The sequence below is a fragment of the Mycolicibacterium sp. SMGY-1XX genome, assembly GCF_059132455.1.
Genome location: NZ_CP101139.1, coordinates 3,361,098 through 3,382,287, shown reverse-complemented (window position 1 = coordinate 3,382,287; position 21,190 = coordinate 3,361,098). Strand labels below are relative to the sequence as shown.

The following is a 21,190-nucleotide window of genomic DNA, read 5'->3' as shown; positions in this document are numbered from 1 at the left end:
CGATGCGTCGTCTGAAATCATTACGTGGCCGCCGTCACCGCTTCTGCTGAAGCCTGGTCGGCCGCCAATTCGTCGTACAGTCTCTCAGCCAACCCCCGCACCGTGGTGATGTCCGTCGACCCGATCCTGACCCCGGTCTCGGTCTCGATCTTGGTGCGGACCTCGAGGATCCCCAGCGAATCGAGCCCGTATTCGGCCAGCGGCCGGTCCGGATCCACCGAGCGGCGCAGCACCAGACTGATCTGGTCGGCGATGAGCCGGCGCAGCCGCGCGTGCCATTCCTCGAGCGGCAGTTCGTGCAGCTCGGTCAGGAAGGCGCTGGTGCCCGACGGGTTCTTGCCGATCGACGCGAACGACTCGGCGAACTTACTGGTCTGGGCGAAGGCCGCCAGCCACGGAGTGCCCGCCACCGGTGCATAACCGGTGTAGGTGCGGTTGTGCCGCAGCAGCGCGTCGAAGGCATAGGCACCTTCGTCGGGCGCGATGGCCATCGCGGCACCCTCGGCGCCGGTTTCGGCCATGGCCTGCCCCTTGCCGATCTCGGCCCAGGCGCCCCAGGCGATGACGTTGGCCGCGAGGCCGTGCGCCCGCCGCCAGCGGGTGAACCCGTCCAGCCAGCTGTTGGCCGCCGCGTACGCGCCCTGGCCCGGTGAACCGACCATGGCCGCCGCCGACGAGAACGAGCAGAACCAGTCCAGCTTTTCGTCGGCGCCGCTGGTCTGCAGCGCCTCGTGCAGGTTCCACGCACCTGCCACCTTGGGCAGCCAGTCGCGGTCGATCAGCTCATCGGTGATGTTGGGCAAGGTGGCGTCCTCCACCACCGCGGCACCGTGCAGCACACCGCGCAGCGGCATACCGGTGGCGGTGGCGGCCTCGACGAGCCGTCGCGCGGTGTCCGGTTCGGCGATGTCGCCGCGCGTCACCTCGACCTCGGTGCCCCCGCGGCGGATCCGCTCGATGACCTCCTGCGCGTCGGCGCTCGGCGCGGACCGGCCGTTGAGCACGATCCGTCCGGCACCGCCGTCGGCCATCTGCTCGGCGAGGAACAGGCCGAGCCCGCCCAGCCCGCCGGTGATGACGTATGCGCCGTCGGGACGCACCACCGTGGCGTTCTCCGGCGGCACCACCGCGCTGCTGGTGCCGGTGTGCGGCACGTCGAGCACCAGCTTGCCGGTGTGCTCGGCGGCACCCATGACACGAATCGCGGTGGCACCTTCCCGCAGCGGGAAGTGGGTGGTCTCCGGCAGCGGCAGCGTGCCGTCGGCGATCTTGTCGAACACCGTCTGCATGAGCTTGCGGGTGTGGCCCGGGTTGGTGAGCGTCAGCAGCGCGAGGTCCACCGCGTAGAACGACAGGTTGCGCCGGAACGGGAACAGCCCCAGCTTGGTGTCGCCGTAGATGTCGCGCTTGCCGATCTCGACGAACCGGCCACCGAAGGTGAGCAGTTCGAGACCGGCCCGCTGGGCGGCACCGGGCAGCGAGTTCAGCACGATGTCCACGCCGTAGCCGGCGGTGTCCGTGCGGATCTGCTCGGCGAACTCGGTGCTGCGGGAATCGTAGACGTGCTCGATTCCCCACTCCTTGAGGAGCTTTCGCTTCTCCGGGGTGCCGGCGGTGGCGTAGATCTGCGCGCCCGCGGCCTTGGCGATGGCCACGGCCGCCTGTCCCACCCCACCGGTGGCGGAGTGGATCAGCACCTTGTCGGTCGACGAGATGCGGGCCAGGTCGTGCAGTCCGTACCAGGCGGTGGCGTGCGCGCTGGGCACCGCGGCGGCCGCGCTCTCGGGCACGCTGTCGGGCAGCGTGACCGCCAGGCTGGCATCGCAGGTGACGAACGTGGTCCACGCGCCGTTGGCCGAGATACCGGCCACCCGGTCGCCGACCTTGTGGTCGGTGACGCCGGGGCCGACGGCGGTGACGACACCGGCGAAGTCGGCGCCGAGCTGCGGCAACCGGCCCTCGAAGCTGGGGTACCGGCCGTAGGCCACCAGCACGTCGGCGAAGTTGAGGTTCGACGCGGCCACCGACACCTCGATCTGGCCCGGCCCGGGAGCCACCCGGTCGAAGGCGGCCAGCTCCAGCGACTGCAGATCGCCGGGAACCCGGATCTGCAGACGCACGCCGTCGGTCTCGTGGTTGACGACCGTGGTCAGCCGCTCCTCGGGCTGCAACGGGCTCAGGTTCAGCCGAGCGGTGTACCAGTCGCCGTCACGCCAGGCGGTCTCGTCCTCCTCGGAGCCGGACAGCAGCTGCGCGGCCAGCTGGTCGATCTCGGTGGCGTCATCGAGATCCACTTGGGTGGCCCGCAGGCCGGGGTGCTCCATGGCGATGACCCGCAGCAGACCGCGCAGGCCGGCCTGGCCGAGGTTGGCAACGTCATCCGACAACACGGTCTGGGCCTTGCGGGTCACCACGAACAGCCGGGCCGGCTCGCCGGGGATCTCGGGCAGCTCGCGGGCGATCCGCACCACCGCGCGCACGTAGTCGGCGGAGGTGCGGGCCACCGCGTCGCCCGTCACCAGCACCACACCGGTGTGCGGGTCGGCCGACAGGCGTTCGCGCAGCGTCTGGGTGGCCGCGGCGTCCTCGGCGTCGATGGACCACACCAGGGTGCTCACGTCGGCGCTGTTCTGCGTCAGCTCGCCGGAGAGCGTCAGCGCTGTGGGTTCGGCGTCCTCGCCCAGGCTGATCAGCAACCAGCGGCCGGCCTCCGCACCGTCGGCTTCGGGCAGCTCCTGCTGCCTCCAGTCGATGGTGAGCAGCCGCTCGCCCAGCACCCGGTCCTGACGGCCCGCGGCCGACACCCCGGTGCCCAGCCGCAGCCCGCTGACGGTCAGCAGCACGGCGCCGTGCTCGTCGAGCACCTCGACGTCGGCTTCGACCGCGGTGGCGGTGGCCGAGGTCACGGTGACGTAGCAGTAGTGAGCGTTGCGGGTGGAGGCGTGTGCCTGCAAGCGGCGCACCCCCAGCGGCAGCATCAGGGTGCCGGTGGTGTCGGAGTGCAGGTCGGGATGCGCTCCCACAGCCTGGAAGCAGGCGTCCAGCAGCGCCGGGTGGATACCGTAGGCGCCCTGCTGCGAACGGATGGAGCCCGGCAGCGACACCTCGGCCAAAACCGTTGCGCTGGAATCGTTCTCGGCGACGTTGGCGGCCACCAGGCCGGCGAACGCGGGACCGTACTGGATACCGCGCTCGGCGTACCAGTCGCGCATCTCGGCGCCTTCGATGCGCTGGGGGTGCGCCGAGATCAGCTTGTCGATGTCACGGACGGCGGGCGCGGCGTCTTCTCCGGCCTCGGCGGGGTGCAGCGTGGCCGATGCGCGCCGGACCTGTTCGCCCTCGGCGTAGGTCTCGACAACCAGGTCCACGACACCGGGGGCCTTGACCTCCGCCACCACCGACACCGGGGTGACGTCTTCGAGCAGCAGCATCGCCTCGAACGTGATGTCGCGGACCTCGGTGTTCTCACCCAGCACCGTCCCCGCGGCGGCGATGGCCATCTCGCAGTACGCCGCGCCCGGCAGGGCACCGACGTTGTGCACCTGGTGATCGCCGAGCCACGGCTGGGCGGCGGTGCCGATATCGGCCTGCCACACATGGCGCTCCGGCTCTTCCGGCAGCCGGACGTGCGCACCGAGCAGCGGATGGACGGCGACGGTGTTCCCGCCGGCGGCGGCCTCTTTGTCGTCGCGCGTGAGCATCAGCGGGACCTTGGTCCACGTGGGCAGTGGGGCGTCGACCAGGCGGCCGTCCGGGTACTGGGTGGAGAAATCCACCGCGGCGCCGGCGGCGTGCAGGTCGGCCAGGAAACCACGCAGCCCGCTGGGCAGTTCCTGCTCGCGGCGCATCCCGGCCAGGGCGGCCAGCTGCATGTCCAGGCCGCGGCCGGTCTGCTCGACGGCGTAGGTCAGCAGCGGGTGCGGCGACAGCTCGCCGAAGACGCGGAATCCGTCTTCGAGAGCGGCCTGCACGGCGGCGGCGAACCGCACGGTGTGGCGCAGGTTGTCGGCCCAGTAGTAGGCGTCGTAGTCGGCCGGGTCGCGGGGGTCGTACAGCGTGGACGAGTAGTAAGGAACCGTCGGCTCCTGCGGATCGAGGTCGTCGAGCACCTCGGTCAGCTCGTCGAGGATCGGGTCGACCTCCGGCGAGTGGGAGGCCACCTCGACGGCCACCTCACGGGCCATCACGCCGCGCGACTCCCAGTGCTCCACCAGCTCGCGGACGGACTCCTTGGCGCCGCCGACCACGGTCGACTGCGGCGAGGACACCACGGCGAGCACCACATCACGCACGCCACGGGCGGCCAGTTCGGAGAGCACCTGCTTGGCGGGCAGCTCCACCGACGCCATGGCGCCGGACCCGGCGATGGTCGCCATCAGCTTGGACCGCCGGCAGATGACCTTCACGCCGTCCTCCAACGACAGCGCGCCGGAGACGACTGCCGCGGCGGCCTCGCCCATCGAGTGGCCGATGACCGCACCGGGTTGCACTCCGTAGGCCTTCATGGTCTCGGCCATCGCCACCTGCATGGCGAAGATCGTGGGCTGGACGCGGTCCATCCCGGTGACCTTCTCCTCGGCGGTCATCGCCTCGGTGACCGAGAAGCCGGACTCACGCTGGATCAGCGGCTCGAGTTCGGCGATGGTGGCGGCGAACACGGGCTCCGACGCCAGCGCCGCGGTACCCATACCGGCCCACTGGGACCCGTGCCCGGAGAACACCCACACCGGACCGCGGGCGTCCTGGGCGACGGCGGCCTGGTACGGGGTGTCGCCGTCGGCGACCTCACGCAGCGCCTTGATCAGCTCTTCGTGGTTGGCGGCCAGCACGGCGGTCCGCACCGGGCGGTGCGAGCGGCGACGCGCCAGCGTGTAGGCCAGGTCTTCCAATTCGAGATCAGTGGCGCGGGCGTTGCCGCGGGCGCGTTCGGACACCCACTCGGCCAGCCGGCCCGCCGTGCGGCGCAGTTCCTCGGCCGAGGTGGCCGACAGCGGGAACAGCAGAGCGCCGGTGCGCTCGGTGTGAATGTCGCCGGACACCTCGCGCGGGCCCTGCTGCTCGGGGGCCTGCTCCACGACCGCGTGGACATTCGTCCCGGACAGGCCGTAGGCGGACACCGCCGCACGGCGCGGTCCGTCGCTGTCCGGGAAGGGCACGGTGCTGGTCGGGACGAACAGCTCGGTGCTGATCTGCGCCATCTCGTCGGGCAGCTTGTTGAAGTGCAGATTCTGCGGGACCAGGCCGTGCTGCAGTGACAGCAGGGCCTTCATCAGGCCGACCGCGCCCGAGGCGGACTGGCCGTGTCCGAAGTTGGTCTTCGCCGAGCCGAGGGCGACGGGGCCGGCGGTGCCGTAGACCTCGGCCAGGCTCGCGTACTCGATGGGGTCGCCGACCGGGGTCCCGGTGCCGTGCGCCTCGACCATCTTGACGGTGGCGGGATCGACGCCGCCGGAGCGCAGCGCCGATCGGTAGACCGACACCTGCGCCGGGCGCGACGGGGTGGCGATGTTGACGGTGTGGCCGTCCTGGTTGCTTGCGGTACCACGGATGACGCCGAGGATGCGGTCCCCGTCACGCTGGGCGTCGTCGAGGCGCTTGAGCAGGAACATGACGCTGGCCTCGCCGGAGACGAACCCGTCGGCGTCGACGTCGAAGGCGTGGCACTTGCCGGTGGGCGAGAGCATGCCCTGCGCCGAACCGGAGGCCATCTTGCGCGGCTCGAGCATGACCGAGACGCCCCCGGCCAGGCCGAGGTCGCTTTCGCCGTCATGCAGGCTGCGGCAGGCCATGTGGACGGCCAGCAGGCTCGACGAGCACGCCGAGTCGACGGTGTAGGCGGGTCCGTGCACGCCGAGGTGGTAGGCGATCCGCCCCGACGCGAGGCTGAAGTTGTTGCCGGTGAATCCGTACGGTCCCTCGACCGCATGAGCGTCGGCAGCCAGCAGTTGGTAGTCGCCGTGGGTCATGCCGACGAACACGCCGGCCAGGGCCTCCGCCAACGTTGCCGGATCGATTCCCGCATGCTCGACGGCCTCCCAGGCGGTCTCCATGAGCAGGCGATGTTGCGGATCGATGGCGGTGGCTTCACGTTCGCTGATCCCGAAGAAGTCGGCGTCGAAGCCCGCGATATCGTCGAGAAATGCGCCCCACTTCGACACCGACCGGCCGGGAACGCCGGGTTCGGGGTCGTAGTACTCCTCAGCGTCCCAGCGGTCGATGGGGACTTTGGTGACATGGTCTTCGCCCCGCAGCAGCGCCTCCCAGAAACGCTGCGGCGAATCGATCCCACCCGGCAACCGGCATGCCATGCCGATGACCGCGACGGGAGTGACTGATGCCTCTACCACGTAATCCAACCTCTTCCGCGCTTATTTCGCTGATATGTGGGGCTCGACCGGTGAGCGGTCGACGTGATGTGGCCCCCGTTGCCCCACGTCTACCAGTTGCTCGTCGGTCGGTCTTGCCCCTTAGGTCTACCTGAAATTTTCCTGAGTTTGGCGTGTGAGTCGGTAGCCTAACCGCTCCCACTGACGTCTGTGCAAAATTCCGAGCAAAGTCGTGTCGCCGCTTGCCCATTCAAGTTCCGCCGCCGGAACACTACACGAGGCGCGAGTGATTTGCTGAATCAAAGATCAAACTCGGCCCACCTGCGAACATTCCAAATATTTACGGCACCGTTATATCGTTTGTCTTGACATCGATATTTGAATTTTTCGCTGCATAAATTTTCAGCAAACACAGCGATGGCCGCGGAGAGCTTCGAAAAGGCCCCATCAGCCCAATCCGGCGAAATGCAACCCGGGTGTCACTTCGATTGAATACAGGCGTTGTCGCAGGGAAAACGGCCCCGGCGGCGAATCAAGCGCCCGAAATAGTTAGCTGTGAGCGACTGCCGAACCCCACCGCCGGCCGCACAAGAGACTCACAGTTTCCCACTTTCGGCAATCGGACAGGGTGTAACGACGGAACGGCCCCCTGCCTCCACTGGCAAACAATGCACCCAGAAAGAGCAAACTCAGCTTTTTCTCAGCGGGAGGCCGGATTCAAGATCGAAAACCATTGTTACCCAGCGACTTTAGCTGACAACAAACGTTGTCGAGCGCCGTGGCGGCGCCGGCGGCGCACAATCGCCAGAAACGTCGATTAGTTTTGCCCACGCACCGTCGCTGGGAACGGCGCACAGAGAACTCCGAGCTAACCCGCAGCCGGCTTCTGTTCGGCCGGATAAGGCGCACCGAAACCTGAGACCGGCCGGTATCCGCGCGCCCTGGCCTGGGCGGCTCCGCGGCGGACCAGAGCGGCGGTGGCCACGAATCCGGCCTGGTCAGCCACCAGAAAAGGAGTCAGCAGCCGATTGTGGACAAAACTGAACGCCAGCCCGGTCTCCGGCACCGCCCACCCCAGCGATCCACCGAGCCCCACATGCCCGAAACCGGGCATCACCCCAGGTAACGGCAACGCGTGATAGCCCAAATGGAACGCCATCGGCATGAACAAGCTGCGATCGGGAGTCAGACTTGGGCGCCCGACCAGTGCCGCCGCCAGATCGCGCGACAAGAACCTGGTGGCGGCATCGCTGACCTCACCGCCGTTGGCAATGGCGCCATACATCCTGGCCAGGCTCCGCGCGGTCGCGACGGCGTTGGCGGACGGGATCTCCGCATCCAGCAGCGGAATGTCCCCCTGCACCATCGCTTTCATCCCCGGGAAGTACATCGCCCCGAAGATCGCCGACCGCTGGATCGCGGCCACCCGCGGCGCGACGGCGTTGAAGACCGGGTTCTGGAAGTTCATCTGCGGCCCGATGATCTGCGCGTTCCGCGTCGGGGCGCCGGCCGGCGGTCGGCCCAGGTGCAGGCCGTCGGTGTCGAGCGGCTCGGCGAGCTCCTGCCTGATCAGGGCCCGCATCCCCAGTCCGGTCACCGATCTGGCCAGCCCGGAGAGCAGCCAACCGTAGGTCAGCGCGTGATAGGCCGGCTTACCCCGAAGCGAGGACGCCGGAGCGGCCGCCATCACTTCTTCCATCTTCCGGTGATCCAGCAGATCGGTGCTGGACAGGCCGTTGAGCTGAGACAGACCCGCCCGGTGGGCCATCATCTCGCGCACGGTGATGTCGGCCTTGCCCCCGGCAGCGAACTCTGGCCAGTACTCGGCAACCGGGGCGTCGTAGTCGATCAGACCGCGATCGGCCAGCCGGTGGATGACCGTCGAGGCCATCCCCTTGGTGGCGGAGAACACCATGGCACCGGTGTCCGCGGTCCAGGGAATCCGTCCGCGGCGATCCGCCCAGCCGGTCCAGACATCGACGACGGGCTCGCCGTGCAGGTAGACCGCCAGAGCGCCGCCACCGAAATGCCGACTCGGGAACAAGCTCGCGAAGCTGCGCACCGCGCACACGAAATTGGGATCCGCTGCGCCATGGACGCCTTTCGGGAGCGCCGCGCTGCGCGCCCGAACGGTTGTATGGGTCACACAGTTGAATTTACAGGTGTCAGATCACACCGCGGGCGTGATTTATCGCTCCGTTATGTACCGCGGTCGGCGGCATCCAGGATCTGTTGAGCGGCCAGCGCGGGCGTCAGCTCGCCGTCCCGCACCTGGCGTTCCACCTCACGCTTGAGCTCGCGGACCGCAGGATGGGCCAGAACGCGGTCCAAGACGGTGTCGCGCACCATCGACCACGTCCAGTCCACCAGCTGTTTGCGCCGGCGGGCGGCGAACTCCCCCGCATCGGTCAACACCCGCCGGTGTTTCTCCACTGTCTGCCACAGTTCGTCGAGTCCGGTGCCTTCCAGCGCACTCATCGTCAGCACCGGCGGCAGCCACACCGCGTCACGCGGGTGGATCAGCCGGATCGCCCCGGCCAGTTCCCGGGCCGCCTTCCTGGCTTCGAGCGCATGGTCGCCGTCGGCCTTGTTGACCACGATGATGTCGGCGAGTTCGAGCACCCCTTTTTTGATGCCCTGCAGCTGATCACCGGTACGGGCCAGGGTGAGGAAGACGAAGGTGTCGACCATGTTGGCCACCGTCACCTCGGACTGCCCGACTCCCACGGTCTCGACCAGGATGACGTCGAAGCCGGCGGCTTCGAGCAACACGATGGTCTCGCGGGTGGCGCGGGCGACACCGCCGAGGGTGCCCGAGGTCGGTGACGGCCGGATATAGGCGTCGTCGTGCGCGGCCAGCCTCGACATCCGGGTCTTGTCACCGAGGATCGATCCACCGGTACGGGTCGACGACGGGTCGACCGCCAGCACCGCCACCCGGTGGCCGCGCTCGATCAGGTGCATCCCGAGCGCCTCGATCGACGTCGACTTACCCACACCGGGTACGCCGGTGATACCGACGTGGATGGCTTTTCCGGCATCGGGCATGAGCTCGAGCAACAGCTGTTGGGCCTTGTCCCGGTGATCGGCGCGCGTCGACTCGACCAGGGTGATGGCCCGTGCCAGCGCCGACCGCTGCCCTTGCCGAATCGCGTCGGCCAGTTCGGTAACCGACGGGCTCATCTAGCTCAGCGTGTAGCCGAGGCGTTCGGCCAGCTTGTGCAGCAGTCCGATCGCGGCGTCGGCGATCACGGTGCCGGGCGGGAAGATCGCAGTGGCCCCGGCCTGGTAGAGCTCGTCGAAGTCCCCGGGCGGGATGACCCCGCCGACGACCACCATGATGTCGGGGCGGCCCACCTCGGCCAGGGCATCGCGCAACGCCGGGACCAGGGTCAGGTGACCCGCGGCCAGCGACGACACGCCGACGACGTGCACGTCGTTGTCGGCGGCCTGGCGCGCCACCTCGTCCGGGGTGGAGAACAGTGAGCCCACGTCGACGTCGAAGCCGATGTCGGCGAACGCGGTGGCGATCACCTTCTGCCCGCGGTCGTGGCCGTCCTGGCCCATCTTCGCGATCAGGATGCGCGGCCGCCGCCCGTCGGCTTCGGCGAATTTCTCGACGAGTTCGATGGCACTGGAGATGTTCTCGGCCCTCCCCGCTTCGTCCCGGTAGACCCCGGAGATGGTGCGGATCTCGGCGACGTGGCGGCCGTAGACCTTCTCCAGCGCATCGGAGATCTCCCCGACCGTGGCGTGCGCACGGGCGGCGTTGATGGCCAGCGCCAGCAGGTTGTTGCCCAGCCCGTCTTCGCCGGCTGCCTCGTGAACGCCTGCGGCTCTTGTCAATTCAGCCAACGCGGCCTGGGTTGCAGTCTCGTCGCGCTCGGCCCGCAGCCGCTGCAGCTTGGCCAGCTGCTCGGCCCGCACCCTGCTGTTCTCGACTTTGAGGACCTCGATCTCCTGATCCTCGTCGACGCGGTACTTGTTGACCCCGATGACGGTCTGGGCACCCGAATCGATGCGCGCCTGCGTGCGAGCGGCGGCCTCCTCGATGCGCAGCTTCGGGATACCGTCGCTGATGGCCTGGGCCATCCCGCCGTGGGCCACGACCTCACCGAGGTGCATACGTGCCGCGGTGGCCAGCTGGTGGGTCAACCACTCCACGTAGTACGACCCACCCCACGGGTCGATGGGCCGGGTGGTGCCGGACTCCTGAGCCAGCAGCAACTGGGTGTTACGCGCGATCCGCGCGGAGAAGTCCGTCGGCAGCGCCAGCGCCTCGTCGAGGGCGTTGGTGTGCAACGACTGCGTGTGCCCCTGGGTGGCGGCCATGGCCTCGATGCAGGTGCGGGCGACGTTGTTGTAGACGTCCTGGGCGGTCAGCGACCACCCTGAGGTCTGCGAATGCGTGCGCAGACTCCGCGATTTCGCACTCTTGGGGCTGAACTCGGCGACCAGCTCACTCCACAGCAGCCGGCCCGCGCGCAGCTTGGCGACCTCCATGAAGAAGTTCATCCCGATGCCCCAGAAGAAGGACAGCCGCGGGGCGAAGGAGTCGATGTCCAGCCCCGCGTCGAGGCCGGCCTTGAGGTATTCGACCCCGTCGGCCAGCGTGTAGGCCAGCTCCAGATCGGCCGTGGCGCCGGCTTCCTGGATGTGATAGCCGGAGATCGAAATGCTGTTGAACTTCGGCATTTTCGCACTCGTGTAGCCGAAGATGTCGGAGATGATCCGCATCGACGGCTTCGGCGGATAGATGTAGGTGTTGCGGACCATGAACTCTTTGAGGATGTCGTTCTGAATGGTGCCGGCCAGCTTCTCCGGCGCCACCCCCTGCTCCTCGGCGGCCACCACGTACAGCGCCAGGATCGGCAGCACCGCACCGTTCATCGTCATCGACACGCTGACCGCGCTCAGGTCGATGCCGTCGAACAACTGCCGCATGTCCAGGATCGAGTCGATGGCCACCCCGGCCATACCCACATCGCCGGCCACCCGGGGATGGTCGGAGTCATACCCGCGGTGGGTGGCCAGGTCGAAGGCCACCGACAGGCCCTTCTGGCCCGCGGCCAGGTTGCGCCGGTAGAACGCATTGGACTCCGCGGCGGTGGAGAACCCCGCGTACTGGCGGATGGTCCACGGCTGATTGACATACATCGTCGGATACGGCCCCCGGATGAACGGCGGCTCACCGGGGAAGCTGTCCAACGGGTAACCCTGCGCCGCAGCCTCATCGCGGTCGGCGGCGATGTACACCGGCTTGACGTCGATGCCTTCGGGGGTGTTCCACGTCAACTGCTCGGCCGCATAACCGTGCGCCGCGGCGGCCGTGGCCACCAGATCGTCGACAGCCGCCGCCGTGGCCGGTGCCGAAGACCCCTCACCGCGCAGTGGTACGTCGGCGAAACTCTCGATCTTGTTCGAAGTGCCCGCAGTCATCGCTCAGGCCCCCAATCTCGTCAGCAGCTCTGAAAGTGCTTTGACCGCATCGATTTTCGCGGTCAGATAGTCATCCGGTCGGTGTGTCGCCTCGCCGATCGCCTTCTGGGGCCCGGCCAGCAGGACGTGCTCGACCATCGCCACGTGCGCCGCCTCGACCACCTCGGAGACCTCGGTGCCGTAGCGGGCGTCGGTACCGCAGATCACCGCCACCGTCGGGGAGCCGGCGTCGGCAACGGCCTGGGCCACCCCCGCGGCGTCGACCGGGCCGGGGTTGACCGCCTCGATACCGCCCGAGGCCAGCAGGTTGGCCGCGAACGTCGTCCTGATGTTGTGTTCGGCCAGCGGACCCAGCGGCAACAGCAGCACCTTCGGCCGCGTCCCAAAACGATCGAGATACGCATCGGAACGGTTGCGCAGCGCCTCGAAATCGGCGGCATACCGCAGCACCCCCGGCAGTGCCTCCGTCTCGCCCAGGGGTGCCTCCCCCAGATTCGGGAACTCGTTGACCCCCGTCACCGCCGTCTTCCGATGCGCGATGTCGGCCCGCCGCCGGTCGGCGACAGCGGCGATCTGTTCCACCAGATGATCACGCGCCGCACTGAACCCGCCGCGGGCCTCCACGGATTGGAAGTTCGCCCAGGCCGCCTCGGCCAGCTCTGTGGTCAGATCCTCGATGAACCACGACCCGGCACCCGGATCCAGCACCCGGCCCAGATGCGATTCCTCCAGCAACAGCAGCTGCGTGTTGCGGGCGATCCGGCGCGCGAAACTGCCTGAAACCCCCGCAGCGCCACCAGGAATGGCCACGTCGAACGGATGCACCAACACCGTGTCGGCACCGCCGACGCCGGCACCGAACGCCGCCAGCGTGCACCGCAGCATGTTCACCCACGGATCCCGCTGCGCCATCATCGCCAATGACGTCTCGGCGTGCACCGTCGCCGCACCCGCATCCGGCGCCCCGGCCACCTCGGCCACCCGCGCCCAGAGCTGCCGCGCCACCCGGAACTTCGCGATCGTCAGGAACTGGTCGTCGTCGGCGGAGAACCGGAAACTGATCTGCCTCAGTGCCTCACCGACCGGGATCCCGCCATCGGCCAGGACCCGCGCGTACTCCACACCCGCCGCGATCGCCCCCGCCAACTCCCACGCCGCATTTGCCCCCAACCCGTGCAGCGTCGGCCCGTCGACAGTGACCGCCCGCACCGCACCGCGGTAGTCAGCCAGCCCCGTGGCCGCCGACACCACGTCATCCAGACCGGGCGCGGGCCGACCGGTCAACCCCGCAGTCAACGGATCAGCACCCAGATCGATCGACAACGACGGCCGCTTCTCCTCGGCCAGCCCGGCCACCAACGCGGTGACGGCCTGCGCGGCGGCGGTGAAATCAGCACCGGCCTCGACGACGATCGGGGCCAGCTCCAGGTAGACCCCTTCGAGCAGCCGATCCACCTGCGCCACCGGCACACCGCCGGAGCCCACCCGCAGCACCAGCCCCGACACCCCGGCGGCCAGCGCGGACAGCACCGTCTCGTTTCCGTCCGAGACGCCCTGCCCGGCCACCGGGAACGACTCCAGCACCTTCCAGCCCGACAGCACGTCGCGGGTGGCGTCCCCACCGCGGGTGTAGGGCCACTGCCCGGGCAGCGCCGGCTCGGCCAGCTCATCGAGTGCGGTGTAGAGCGGGCGCACCGGGAAACCCTCGTAGGTGTCGGTATTCAGCAACCGCTCCGGCTCGGGACCCAACTCACTGACGTCTTTGCGGGTGCTCTTCGCCAACACCCCCGCCACGGCCTTGCGCCAGCGCGCACGCGCTTCATCCAATCCGGCGGCGACCGCCGCTGGATCAGCTGACACGACTGAGGATTCTGGGGACACCGGCAGCTCCTGATGTTCATCAGCACGTTAGGCGCGCAGAGTGGCCCGCCGCTCGAATCCTCAGGCTAAATGATGGTGATCACGCTCTGTGACCCGCCCACCTGCCCGAAGCGCGCCTACTGACGTGCCGTGTCCGCCGTTGTTCACTCGCAGCCCGTAATCTGGTTTGCCGTGGCCAAACCGAGTCTTCGCACGTTGCGCAGTGTGCGCTCCGCGGTCGTCGCGACGGCTCGTCAGATCCCCAGACGCCGATTGGTGACCACCGCAGTTGTCTGTGTGATTCTCGTCGCAGTCGCCGTGTTCGTCCCGTTCCCCACCGCCGTGCAGCTGCGTGACTGGGCCACCTCGGTGGGTCCCTGGTTTCCGCTGGCCTTCTTCGGCGCGCACGTCCTGGTGACCGTCTTCCCTTTCCCGCGTACCGCATTCACGCTGGCAGCCGGCCTGCTCTTCGGTCCGGCGCTGGGCGTCACGCTCGCCGTCACGGCCAGCACCATCAGCGCGCTGCTGGCCGTCCTGCTGGTGCGCGCGGTCGGTTGGCAACTCAGCCGGCTGGTCAGCGATCCGCGCATCGATTCCCTCGACACGCGGCTGCGGCGGCGCGGCTGGCCGGCCATCCTGTCGCTGCGGATGATCCCCGCCGTGCCGTTTTCGGTGCTGAACTACGCCGCGGGCGCGTCCGCGGTGCGGCTACTCCCCTACACGCTGGCGACGCTGGTGGGCCTGTTGCCCGGGACGGTGGCCGTGGTGGTGCTCGGTGACGCCCTCACGGGCAGTGTGAATCCCCTCCTGGTGCTGGTGTCGCTGCTCACCGCGAGCCTGGGTGTGGCCGGACTGTATTACGAGACCCGCCAGCACCGCCGTGCTCGTCGCTCCGAGGTGGTTTCCCCGGACGGCACACCGTCGCCGGCGGTCACCGGCTGAGTTGCGGTCCCTTCGCCGCCAGCGTGAAGTAGACCGTCAGCGTCAGGGCTGTGAAACGGGCCAACGGCGGAAACCCTTCACCACCGGAAGATCCACCGGTATCTCGGTGGGAATTGCACATCGTCGAGGCACTCACCGACCAACCGCACCGGTTTGACGCACAGCACCGCATCGCCTGCCTGCACCACGGCCAGCGCCGTGTACATCGGAGCCGAGGCGAACGCGGGCATCAGGGCGCCCGGTGCGACCCGCTGGGAGGTGCCTGCCGGTCGACGGGCTCCGTCATGTCCTGCGGATAGTGCGCCTGCACCGACGGCGGAAATGTCGGGGCGGCGATCTCCGGTACCGGGGTGTCACGGGCGTCGGCCTCGGCTTTGGCGACCGCGCGGGCGATCTCGGGGTCGGTCTGGGTGGTGAACCAGTCCTTCACCTCTTCGGAGTCGTCCTCGGGCTTGCTGAGACCGTCCTCCACCGGCGACGGGGTGTAGCGGAACACCCCGTCCTCCCCGGGCGCACCGAGCATCTTGGTGAAACCCTGTAGCGCAGAACCGAAATCGCTGGGCACCACCCACACCTTGTTGGCCTCGCCCTTGGCCATCAGCGGCAGCGTCTGCAGGTACTGGTAGGCCAGCAGCTCCGGGGTGGGGCGGCCGGCCTTGATGGCGGCAAAGGTCTTCTCGATGGCTTTCGCCTGACCCTGGGCCTGCAGATACTGCGCGGCACGTTCACCCTGGGCACGCAACATCCGGGACTGCCGGTCGGCTTCGGCGGCCAGGATCGCGGCCTGCTTGGCGCCCTCGGCGGCCAGGATCTGCGACTGTTTCTGGCCTTCGGCCTGCTTGATCGACGATTCCCGGACACCTTCTGCGGTCAGGATCATCGCGCGCTTCTCACGATCGGCTTTCATCTGCTTTTCCATCGACTCCTGCACCGACGGCGGCGGATCGATCGAACGCAGCTCCACCCGCGCCACTCGCAGGCCCCACTTGCCGGTGGCCTCGTCGAGCACTCCGCGCAGCGCCGCGTTGATCTGGTCGCGGGAGGTCAGCGTCTGTTCCAGGGTCATGCCACCGACCACATTGCGCAGTGTGGTGGTGGTGAGTTGTTCCACACCGACGATGTAGTTGCTGATCGCATAAACCGCGGCCTGCGGGTTGGTGACCTGGAAGTAGACCACCGTGTCGATGTTGAGCGTGAGGTTGTCCTCGGTGATCACCGGCTGCGGGGGAAACGACACCACCCGTTCCCGGAGATCGACCTTGGCGCGCACCCGGTCGATGAACGGCACCAGCAGGGTCAGTTGACCGCTGACGGTGCGGCTGTAGCGGCCCAGCCGTTCGATCACCGCCGCCTCCGCCTGCGGTACCAGCGCGACGGATTTGGCCACGATGATGACGGCCAGCAGGACCAGAACGGCCAGCAGGACAAGGCCGGCGATCGCACCGTCCATAGCGGATTCTCCTTAGGTCAGGCGTTTTTCCAGACGACCGCGGTGGCGCCGTCGATGTGCATGACGGTCACGTGGTCGCCGGGTTCGTAGACATCGTGGTCGTTGAGCGGGCGCGCGGTCCAGATCTCGCCTTCCAGCTTGACCTGACCTTCGTGCTGACTCACCCGGTCGAGTACCAGGGCGGACTTGCCCTCGAGGGCCGCCATTCCGGACTCAAGTGGGGGGCCTGAGGTGAAGCGCTTGCGCAAAGCCGGCCGGACGAGCACCAGCAAGAGGACCGACACGACGAGGAACACCACCCCGTCGGCCCAGATCGGCCAGTCGAACACCGCGGCCGAGCCCGCCGCGGCCAGCGCACCACCACCGAGCATCAGCAGGAACAGGTCACCGGTCAGCGCTTCGGCACCGGCTAGCCCCAAGGCGACGATGAGCCAGATCAGGGCCGCAGGCATACCGCCAGCCTACTGTCTCCGCCCCGACTTGCCCCGAACCTTGCGCGCAGAGATTCAGAACCCGCAAACCGCGGCCGGGCCCCGGGCGCCGCGCCGTCGCCGCTGCGGCGGGCCACCTCCCCGGCGAGCTATTACACTGCGTGCATCATGTGGTGCCCTAGTGTTTCTCTGGCGTTGTGGGCCAATGCCTGGCTTGCCGGCAAGGCCGCGCCCGACGATGTCCTCGATGCGTTATCCCAATGGGCGCCAACACATTCAGTGACGGCCTATGATTCCGTGGCGGCCGCCGGCACCGGACTGCCCTGGCCGGATGTGAACGACGCGGGCGCGGTCTCGATGCTGCAGACGCTGCGCACCGCCGCCGGTGTCCGGACGGTCCCGCAACCCTCGCTCAGCCTGGCGCTGCCGGTGCCGGGTGATGTGCGCGGACTGCCCGCCGGTACGACGTTCCAGCGCGACGCCCTGGAAGCCGGCGAGGCGGTGATCGTGACGTCCGAACGCGGCACCCCGGTGGGGCTGGTGCCCGATTTCGAGTACGACGACACCGATGACGTGTTCAATTTCGGTGGCGACGACGACGGTTTCGACGAGAGCGCCGAACCGCGCCGGCTGGCCTGGACCGTGTACTCGCTACCCGCCCCGCCCGTGGCGCAGTACATCGATCTGGGCGAAGCCGAATACGAGCTGCGCTCCGCGGTGCGGGCGGCGGCAGATGCCCTGTCGGCGCTGCGGGCCGGGGGCACCGGAGTCGACATCGAGGATCCCCGCGGCATGGTGGAACAGCTGCTGGAGGCCGACCGCCACCACAGCGCACCCGACCACGCGCCCACCCGGGCGCTGCGCGTGCTGGACAACGCCGCCCATGTGGACGCCATCATGACCGTCAGCGCCGGCCTGATGCCCATCTCGACACAGTCGTCGTCGGAGGTTCAGATCGCCAGTGACGCCCTGCGCCCGCTGGGGCAGGTGGTGCGGTCAGCGCGACTGGCCGCGGTCAGCGCGATCCTGCATTCGGCGTGGGAGCACTGACCGGTTCGCAGGCGGGTGTGCAGAACGCCCCGTCGACGCTGCAGCCGTAACCCGGAACCGGATCGGGGCCAACGACTCTGGAGGGTTCGCGGCCCTGCCGCAGTTCGTCGACCAGATCGATCACCAGCTCGGCGAAGCGTTTCTGCGCATTGGGTGTGCTGGCCCGCGCCAGCGCGATCCCCGCCTCGTCGGCCTGCTCCTTGAGCTCGTTGTCGAGGTCCCAGATCACCTCGATGTGGTCGGCGACGAACCCCACCGGGCACACGATCACCGCCTTGACGCCGCGGGACACCAATGCCTCGAGGTGATCGCCCACATCGGGCTCCAGCCACGGCACCTGCGGCGGGCCCGAGCGTGACTGCCACACCAGATCGAACTCGTCATGACCTGCGGCGGCGGCCACCAGGCGGGAGGCGTATCCGACCTGACGCTCGTAGAGGTCGGGGCCACAGCGCGATGCCGCGCGCAGCGGAATCGAATGCGCGGTGAACACCAGCCGGGCCTGCCCGCGCAGCGACGCGGGCAGGGTGGTGGCGGCCTCGGCGATGGCGTCGGCGAACATCGCGACGAAGAGCGGGTGGTCGAAGTACTGGCGTAGCTTCACCAGCTCGGGTGCGGACTCCCCGGCGGCGGCCCGGGCCCGGGCGATGTCCTCCTGGTACTGCGCGCACCCCGAGTAGCCGCCCCAGGCCGAGGTGGCGAACACCGCGGCTCGCCGAACACCGTTGTCGCGCATGGCTGCAACGGTGTCCTCGGCGAACGGCTCCCAGTTCCGGTTGCCGAAGTACACGGGCAGGTCGGTGACGGTGCGCAGCTGCTCGATCAGCGCCCGGTTGATGCCGTTGATCGGTGAGACACCACCGAAGTGGTAGTAGTGCTCCGCGACGGCCTCCAGGCGCTCGCGCGGGATGCCGCGGCCCCGGGTGACGTTCTCCAGGAAGGGCATCACCTGCTCCGGGCCCTCCGGACCACCGAAGGACAGGAGCAGCAGCGCGTCGAAGTCCATTCTCGGGTCCGATGTCAAAGGAGCTGGGTGTGTGCGCCGCCGTCGGCGTAGACCACAGTGCCCGTGGTGGCCGGCAGCCAGTCGGACAGCAGGGCGCACACCGTCTTGGCGACCGGCGTCGGGTCCTTCATGTTCCACCCGATCGGCGCGCGCTGATCCCAGCCCTCTTCCAGCAGCTTCATCTGGTCACCCGCTTCGGCGCCCAGCGCACCGCCCACGATGGCACTCATGGCCAGCGTCCGGATGGGGCCTGCGGCAACAAGATTCGAGCGCACACCGACCTTGCCCGCCTCCCGGGCCACGAATCGGTTGACCGACTCCAGTGCGCTCTTGGCCACCGTCATCCAGTTGTAGGCCGGCATCGCCCTGGTGGGGTCGAAGTCCATGCCCACGATGCCACCACCGGGGTTCATGATCGGCAGCACGGCCTTGGCCAGGGAGGCATACGAGTACGCGGAGATGTGGATGCCCTTGGCGACGTCCTCGTACGGGGCGTCGAAGAACGGGTTGATACCCATCCCGGTCTGCGGCATGAAGCCGATGGAGTGCACCACACCGTCGAGCTTGTTGCCCTCACCGATCTCGGCGGTGACGCGGTCGGCCAGCGAGTCGAGGTGCTCCTGGTTCTGCACGTCCAGTTCGATCAGCGGCGCCGGTTTGGGCAGCCGGTCGGCGATGCGCCGGATCAACTTCATCCGGTCGAACCCGGTGAGCACCAGTTCGGCACCCGCTTCCTGGGCGACCTTGGCGATGTAGAACGCGATCGAGCTGTCGGTGATGATCCCCGTGACGAGGATCCGCTTGCCTTCCAGAAAACCTGTCATGTGAAAGTCCTTATCTTTCGTTAGTGGCCCATGCCCATGCCGCCGTCGACCGGGATCACCGCGCCGGCGATGTAGCTCGCGTCCTCGGACGCCAGGAAGCTGACCGCGCCGGCCACCTCCTCAGCCGTGCCGACCCGCTTCGCCGGGATGAACTCCAGCGCCCCGGCCTGGATCCGCTCGTCCAGCGAGCGGGTCATCTCAGTGTCGATGTAGCCGGGGGCGACGACATTGGCGGTGACACCGGCCTTGGACAGTTCGCGGGAGATCGAGCGGGCCATGCCGATCAGACCGGCCTTGGCGGCCGCGTAGTTGGCCTGGTTGCCGATACCCCACATGCCCGAGACGGAGCCGATGTAGATGATCCGGCCGAACCGCTTGCGCTGCATGCTGCGCGACGCCCGCTGCGTCACCCGGAACGCGCCGGTGAGGTTGGCGTTGATGACCTCTTGAAAACGCTCTTCGGTCATCCGCATGAGGAACGCGTCCTTGGAGATACCGGCGTTGGACACCAGCACCTCGACCGGTCCCTGGTGCTCCTCGACTTCGGTGAAGGCGCGGTCGACCGCGGCGTTGTCGGTGACATCACATTCGACGGCGAACAGACCTTCGGGGGCACCGGAGCCGCGGTGAGTCACCGCCACCTTGTGCCCGTCGGCGGCCAGCCGCTGCGCGATCGCCAGGCCGATACCGCGGTTACCGCCGGTCACCAGCACGGATCGGGAGACGAAGGCGGGTTTGCCACCCGCCGGCTGACTTTCTGCGTCGGTCACCGCGATTTCGGTCATGGCGTCAACTTAACGTGTGTCGGTTCCATCGCCGAAATCGACGGTCAGCCCGGCAGACGGCGGTTGATCACCAGTGCCGCCACCGCCGCCAGCGCCAGCGCCAGCGCACCGAGGCGCAGCCAGCCGACGCTGGCGTCACCCTTGATGGTCTCGTAGCCGATCTGTTCCTGCAGCGAGGTGAACACCTCTTTGAGCTGCTCCAGGCTGGACGCGGTGTAGGCGCTACCGCCGGAGAGATCGGCGATCTTCTTGAGCATCTCGTCGTCGACGGGCACCGGCTGGCGCTGGTCGTTGATCTCGACGTAGCCGTAGGGCGTGCCGAACGACACCGTGGAGATCGGCACACCCTGATCCTTGGCGGTGCGCGCGGCGGTGTAGGCGCCCTTGGGATTGTCCGGGTTCGACGGCACCGTCTCCTTGCCGTCGGACATCAGCACCACCCGCGCCGGCGGCGGCTCGTCACCGCCGCCGATGACGGCGCCGACGGTGGCGATGGACTGCAACGCGGTGAAGATGCCTTCACCGGTGGCTGTCCGGTCGGCCAGCTGCAATTTGTCGATGGCGTTCTTGGTGGCCTCGCGATTGGTGGTCGGCGAGGTCAACACCGTGGCGGTGCCCGCATAGGCGATCAGGCCCAGGTTGATACCCGGGGTGAGCTGATCGGCGAACTGTTTGGCGGCTTCCTGCGCGGCGGCCAGGCGGCTGGGCGCGACGTCGGTGGCCCGCATCGACTGGGACACGTCGATCACCAGCATCACCACGGCGCGGTTGCGCGGGATCCGGACGTCATGGGTGGGGCCGGCCATCGCGATGGTCAGCAGCGTCAGCGACATGATCAGCGCGATCGCAGGAAGATGCCGCCAGCGGGTGGGCCGCTTGGGCGCCACCGTCTCCAGCAGTTCCATGTTGGCGAACCGCAGGACCCGCTTCTCCCGGGCTCGCTGCACCACGACGTAGAACGCGACCAACGCCGCGATCACGATGAAGAACAGGAAGAACCAGGGGTGTTCGAAGCCGGACAGCGACATCGGTCCCAGGAGCGGCAACGTCATGAGTGGTCAGTCATCTCGTTTCGTA

The 21,190-nt window shown here is 68.3% G+C and carries 14 protein-coding genes; 2 read left to right on the top strand and 12 right to left on the bottom strand.

Features of this window, described 5'->3' with window-relative positions:
- Window positions 1–20: 20 nt before the first annotated feature.
- The 5 genes from pks2 to mutA all read right to left on the bottom strand — a co-directional run bounded on the left by pks2 (window position 21) and on the right by mutA (window position 13,625).
- Window positions 21–6,347 carry a sulfolipid-1 biosynthesis phthioceranic/hydroxyphthioceranic acid synthase gene (gene pks2, locus NL241_RS16595; RefSeq protein ID WP_494398115.1) on the bottom strand — a complete coding sequence of 2,109 codons (6,327 nt, stop codon included), beginning with the start codon at window positions 6,345–6,347 and terminating at the stop codon, window positions 21–23.
- A gap of 847 nt (window positions 6,348–7,194) precedes the next feature.
- Window positions 7,195–8,472, bottom strand: a complete 1,278-nt coding sequence (gene lipL / locus NL241_RS16590) for an esterase/beta-lactamase LipL (protein ID WP_494398114.1) — start codon at window positions 8,470–8,472, stop codon at window positions 7,195–7,197.
- A 53-nt stretch (window positions 8,473–8,525) separates the two neighbouring features.
- Window positions 8,526–9,509: a methylmalonyl Co-A mutase-associated GTPase MeaB gene (meaB, locus tag NL241_RS16585; RefSeq protein WP_494398113.1), complete on the bottom strand. Its 984-nt coding sequence runs from the start codon at window positions 9,507–9,509 to the stop codon at window positions 8,526–8,528.
- On the bottom strand, window positions 9,510–11,765 hold the full coding sequence (gene scpA, locus NL241_RS16580; protein ID WP_487693684.1) for a methylmalonyl-CoA mutase: 2,256 nt from the start codon (window positions 11,763–11,765) through the stop codon (window positions 9,510–9,512). It abuts the gene before it with no gap.
- A gap of 3 nt (window positions 11,766–11,768) precedes the next feature.
- Window positions 11,769–13,625 carry a methylmalonyl-CoA mutase small subunit gene (gene mutA, locus NL241_RS16575; RefSeq protein WP_494398112.1) on the bottom strand — a complete coding sequence of 619 codons (1,857 nt, stop codon included), beginning with the start codon at window positions 13,623–13,625 and terminating at the stop codon, window positions 11,769–11,771.
- Between the two features lie 192 nt (window positions 13,626–13,817).
- Here mutA and NL241_RS16570 point away from each other — a divergent pair, with 192 nt between their 5' ends.
- Complete coding sequence (locus NL241_RS16570) at window positions 13,818–14,567, top strand: TVP38/TMEM64 family protein (protein WP_494398111.1); 750 nt, start codon at window positions 13,818–13,820, stop codon at window positions 14,565–14,567.
- 77 nt (window positions 14,568–14,644) lie between these two features.
- Here the strand turns inward: NL241_RS16570 and NL241_RS16565 are convergent, their stop codons facing one another.
- The 3 genes from NL241_RS16565 to NL241_RS16555 are packed head-to-tail and all read right to left on the bottom strand — an operon-like array spanning window position 14,645 to window position 16,469.
- Window positions 14,645–14,797: a hypothetical protein gene (locus NL241_RS16565; RefSeq protein ID WP_494398110.1), complete on the bottom strand. Its 153-nt coding sequence runs from the start codon at window positions 14,795–14,797 to the stop codon at window positions 14,645–14,647.
- Window positions 14,797–16,017, bottom strand: a complete 1,221-nt coding sequence (locus NL241_RS16560; protein WP_487693680.1) for an SPFH domain-containing protein — start codon at window positions 16,015–16,017, stop codon at window positions 14,797–14,799. The genes NL241_RS16565 and NL241_RS16560 overlap by 1 nt, the downstream gene beginning before the upstream one ends.
- Window positions 16,018–16,034: 17 nt before the next feature.
- The gene (locus NL241_RS16555) at window positions 16,035–16,469 is read right to left on the bottom strand and encodes an NfeD family protein (RefSeq protein ID WP_487693679.1); all 435 of its coding nucleotides are present in this window, start codon (window positions 16,467–16,469) and stop codon (window positions 16,035–16,037) included.
- A 147-nt stretch (window positions 16,470–16,616) separates the two neighbouring features.
- Here NL241_RS16555 and NL241_RS16550 point away from each other — a divergent pair, with 147 nt between their 5' ends.
- On the top strand, window positions 16,617–17,498 hold the full coding sequence (locus NL241_RS16550; protein ID WP_487693678.1) for an Rv1486c family protein: 882 nt from the start codon (window positions 16,617–16,619) through the stop codon (window positions 17,496–17,498).
- Here the strand turns inward: NL241_RS16550 and NL241_RS16545 are convergent.
- Genes NL241_RS16545 through NL241_RS16530 form a run of 4 tightly spaced genes read right to left on the bottom strand, consistent with a single transcriptional unit; the run spans window position 17,464 to window position 21,165 of the window.
- Window positions 17,464–18,504: a ferrochelatase gene (locus tag NL241_RS16545; RefSeq protein ID WP_494398109.1), complete on the bottom strand. Its 1,041-nt coding sequence runs from the start codon at window positions 18,502–18,504 to the stop codon at window positions 17,464–17,466. The genes NL241_RS16550 and NL241_RS16545 overlap by 35 nt on opposite strands.
- A gap of 14 nt (window positions 18,505–18,518) precedes the next feature.
- The gene (gene inhA, locus NL241_RS16540; RefSeq protein WP_487693675.1) at window positions 18,519–19,328 is read right to left on the bottom strand and encodes an NADH-dependent enoyl-ACP reductase InhA; all 810 of its coding nucleotides are present in this window, start codon (window positions 19,326–19,328) and stop codon (window positions 18,519–18,521) included.
- Between the two features lie 20 nt (window positions 19,329–19,348).
- Window positions 19,349–20,113 (bottom strand): 3-oxoacyl-ACP reductase FabG1, encoded by a 765-nt coding sequence (fabG1, locus tag NL241_RS16535; protein ID WP_487693674.1) that lies wholly within the window; start codon window positions 20,111–20,113, stop codon window positions 19,349–19,351.
- Window positions 20,114–20,157: 44 nt separating this feature from the next.
- Window positions 20,158–21,165: a VWA domain-containing protein gene (locus NL241_RS16530; protein WP_487693673.1), complete on the bottom strand. Its 1,008-nt coding sequence runs from the start codon at window positions 21,163–21,165 to the stop codon at window positions 20,158–20,160.
- Window positions 21,166–21,190 lie beyond the last annotated feature (25 nt).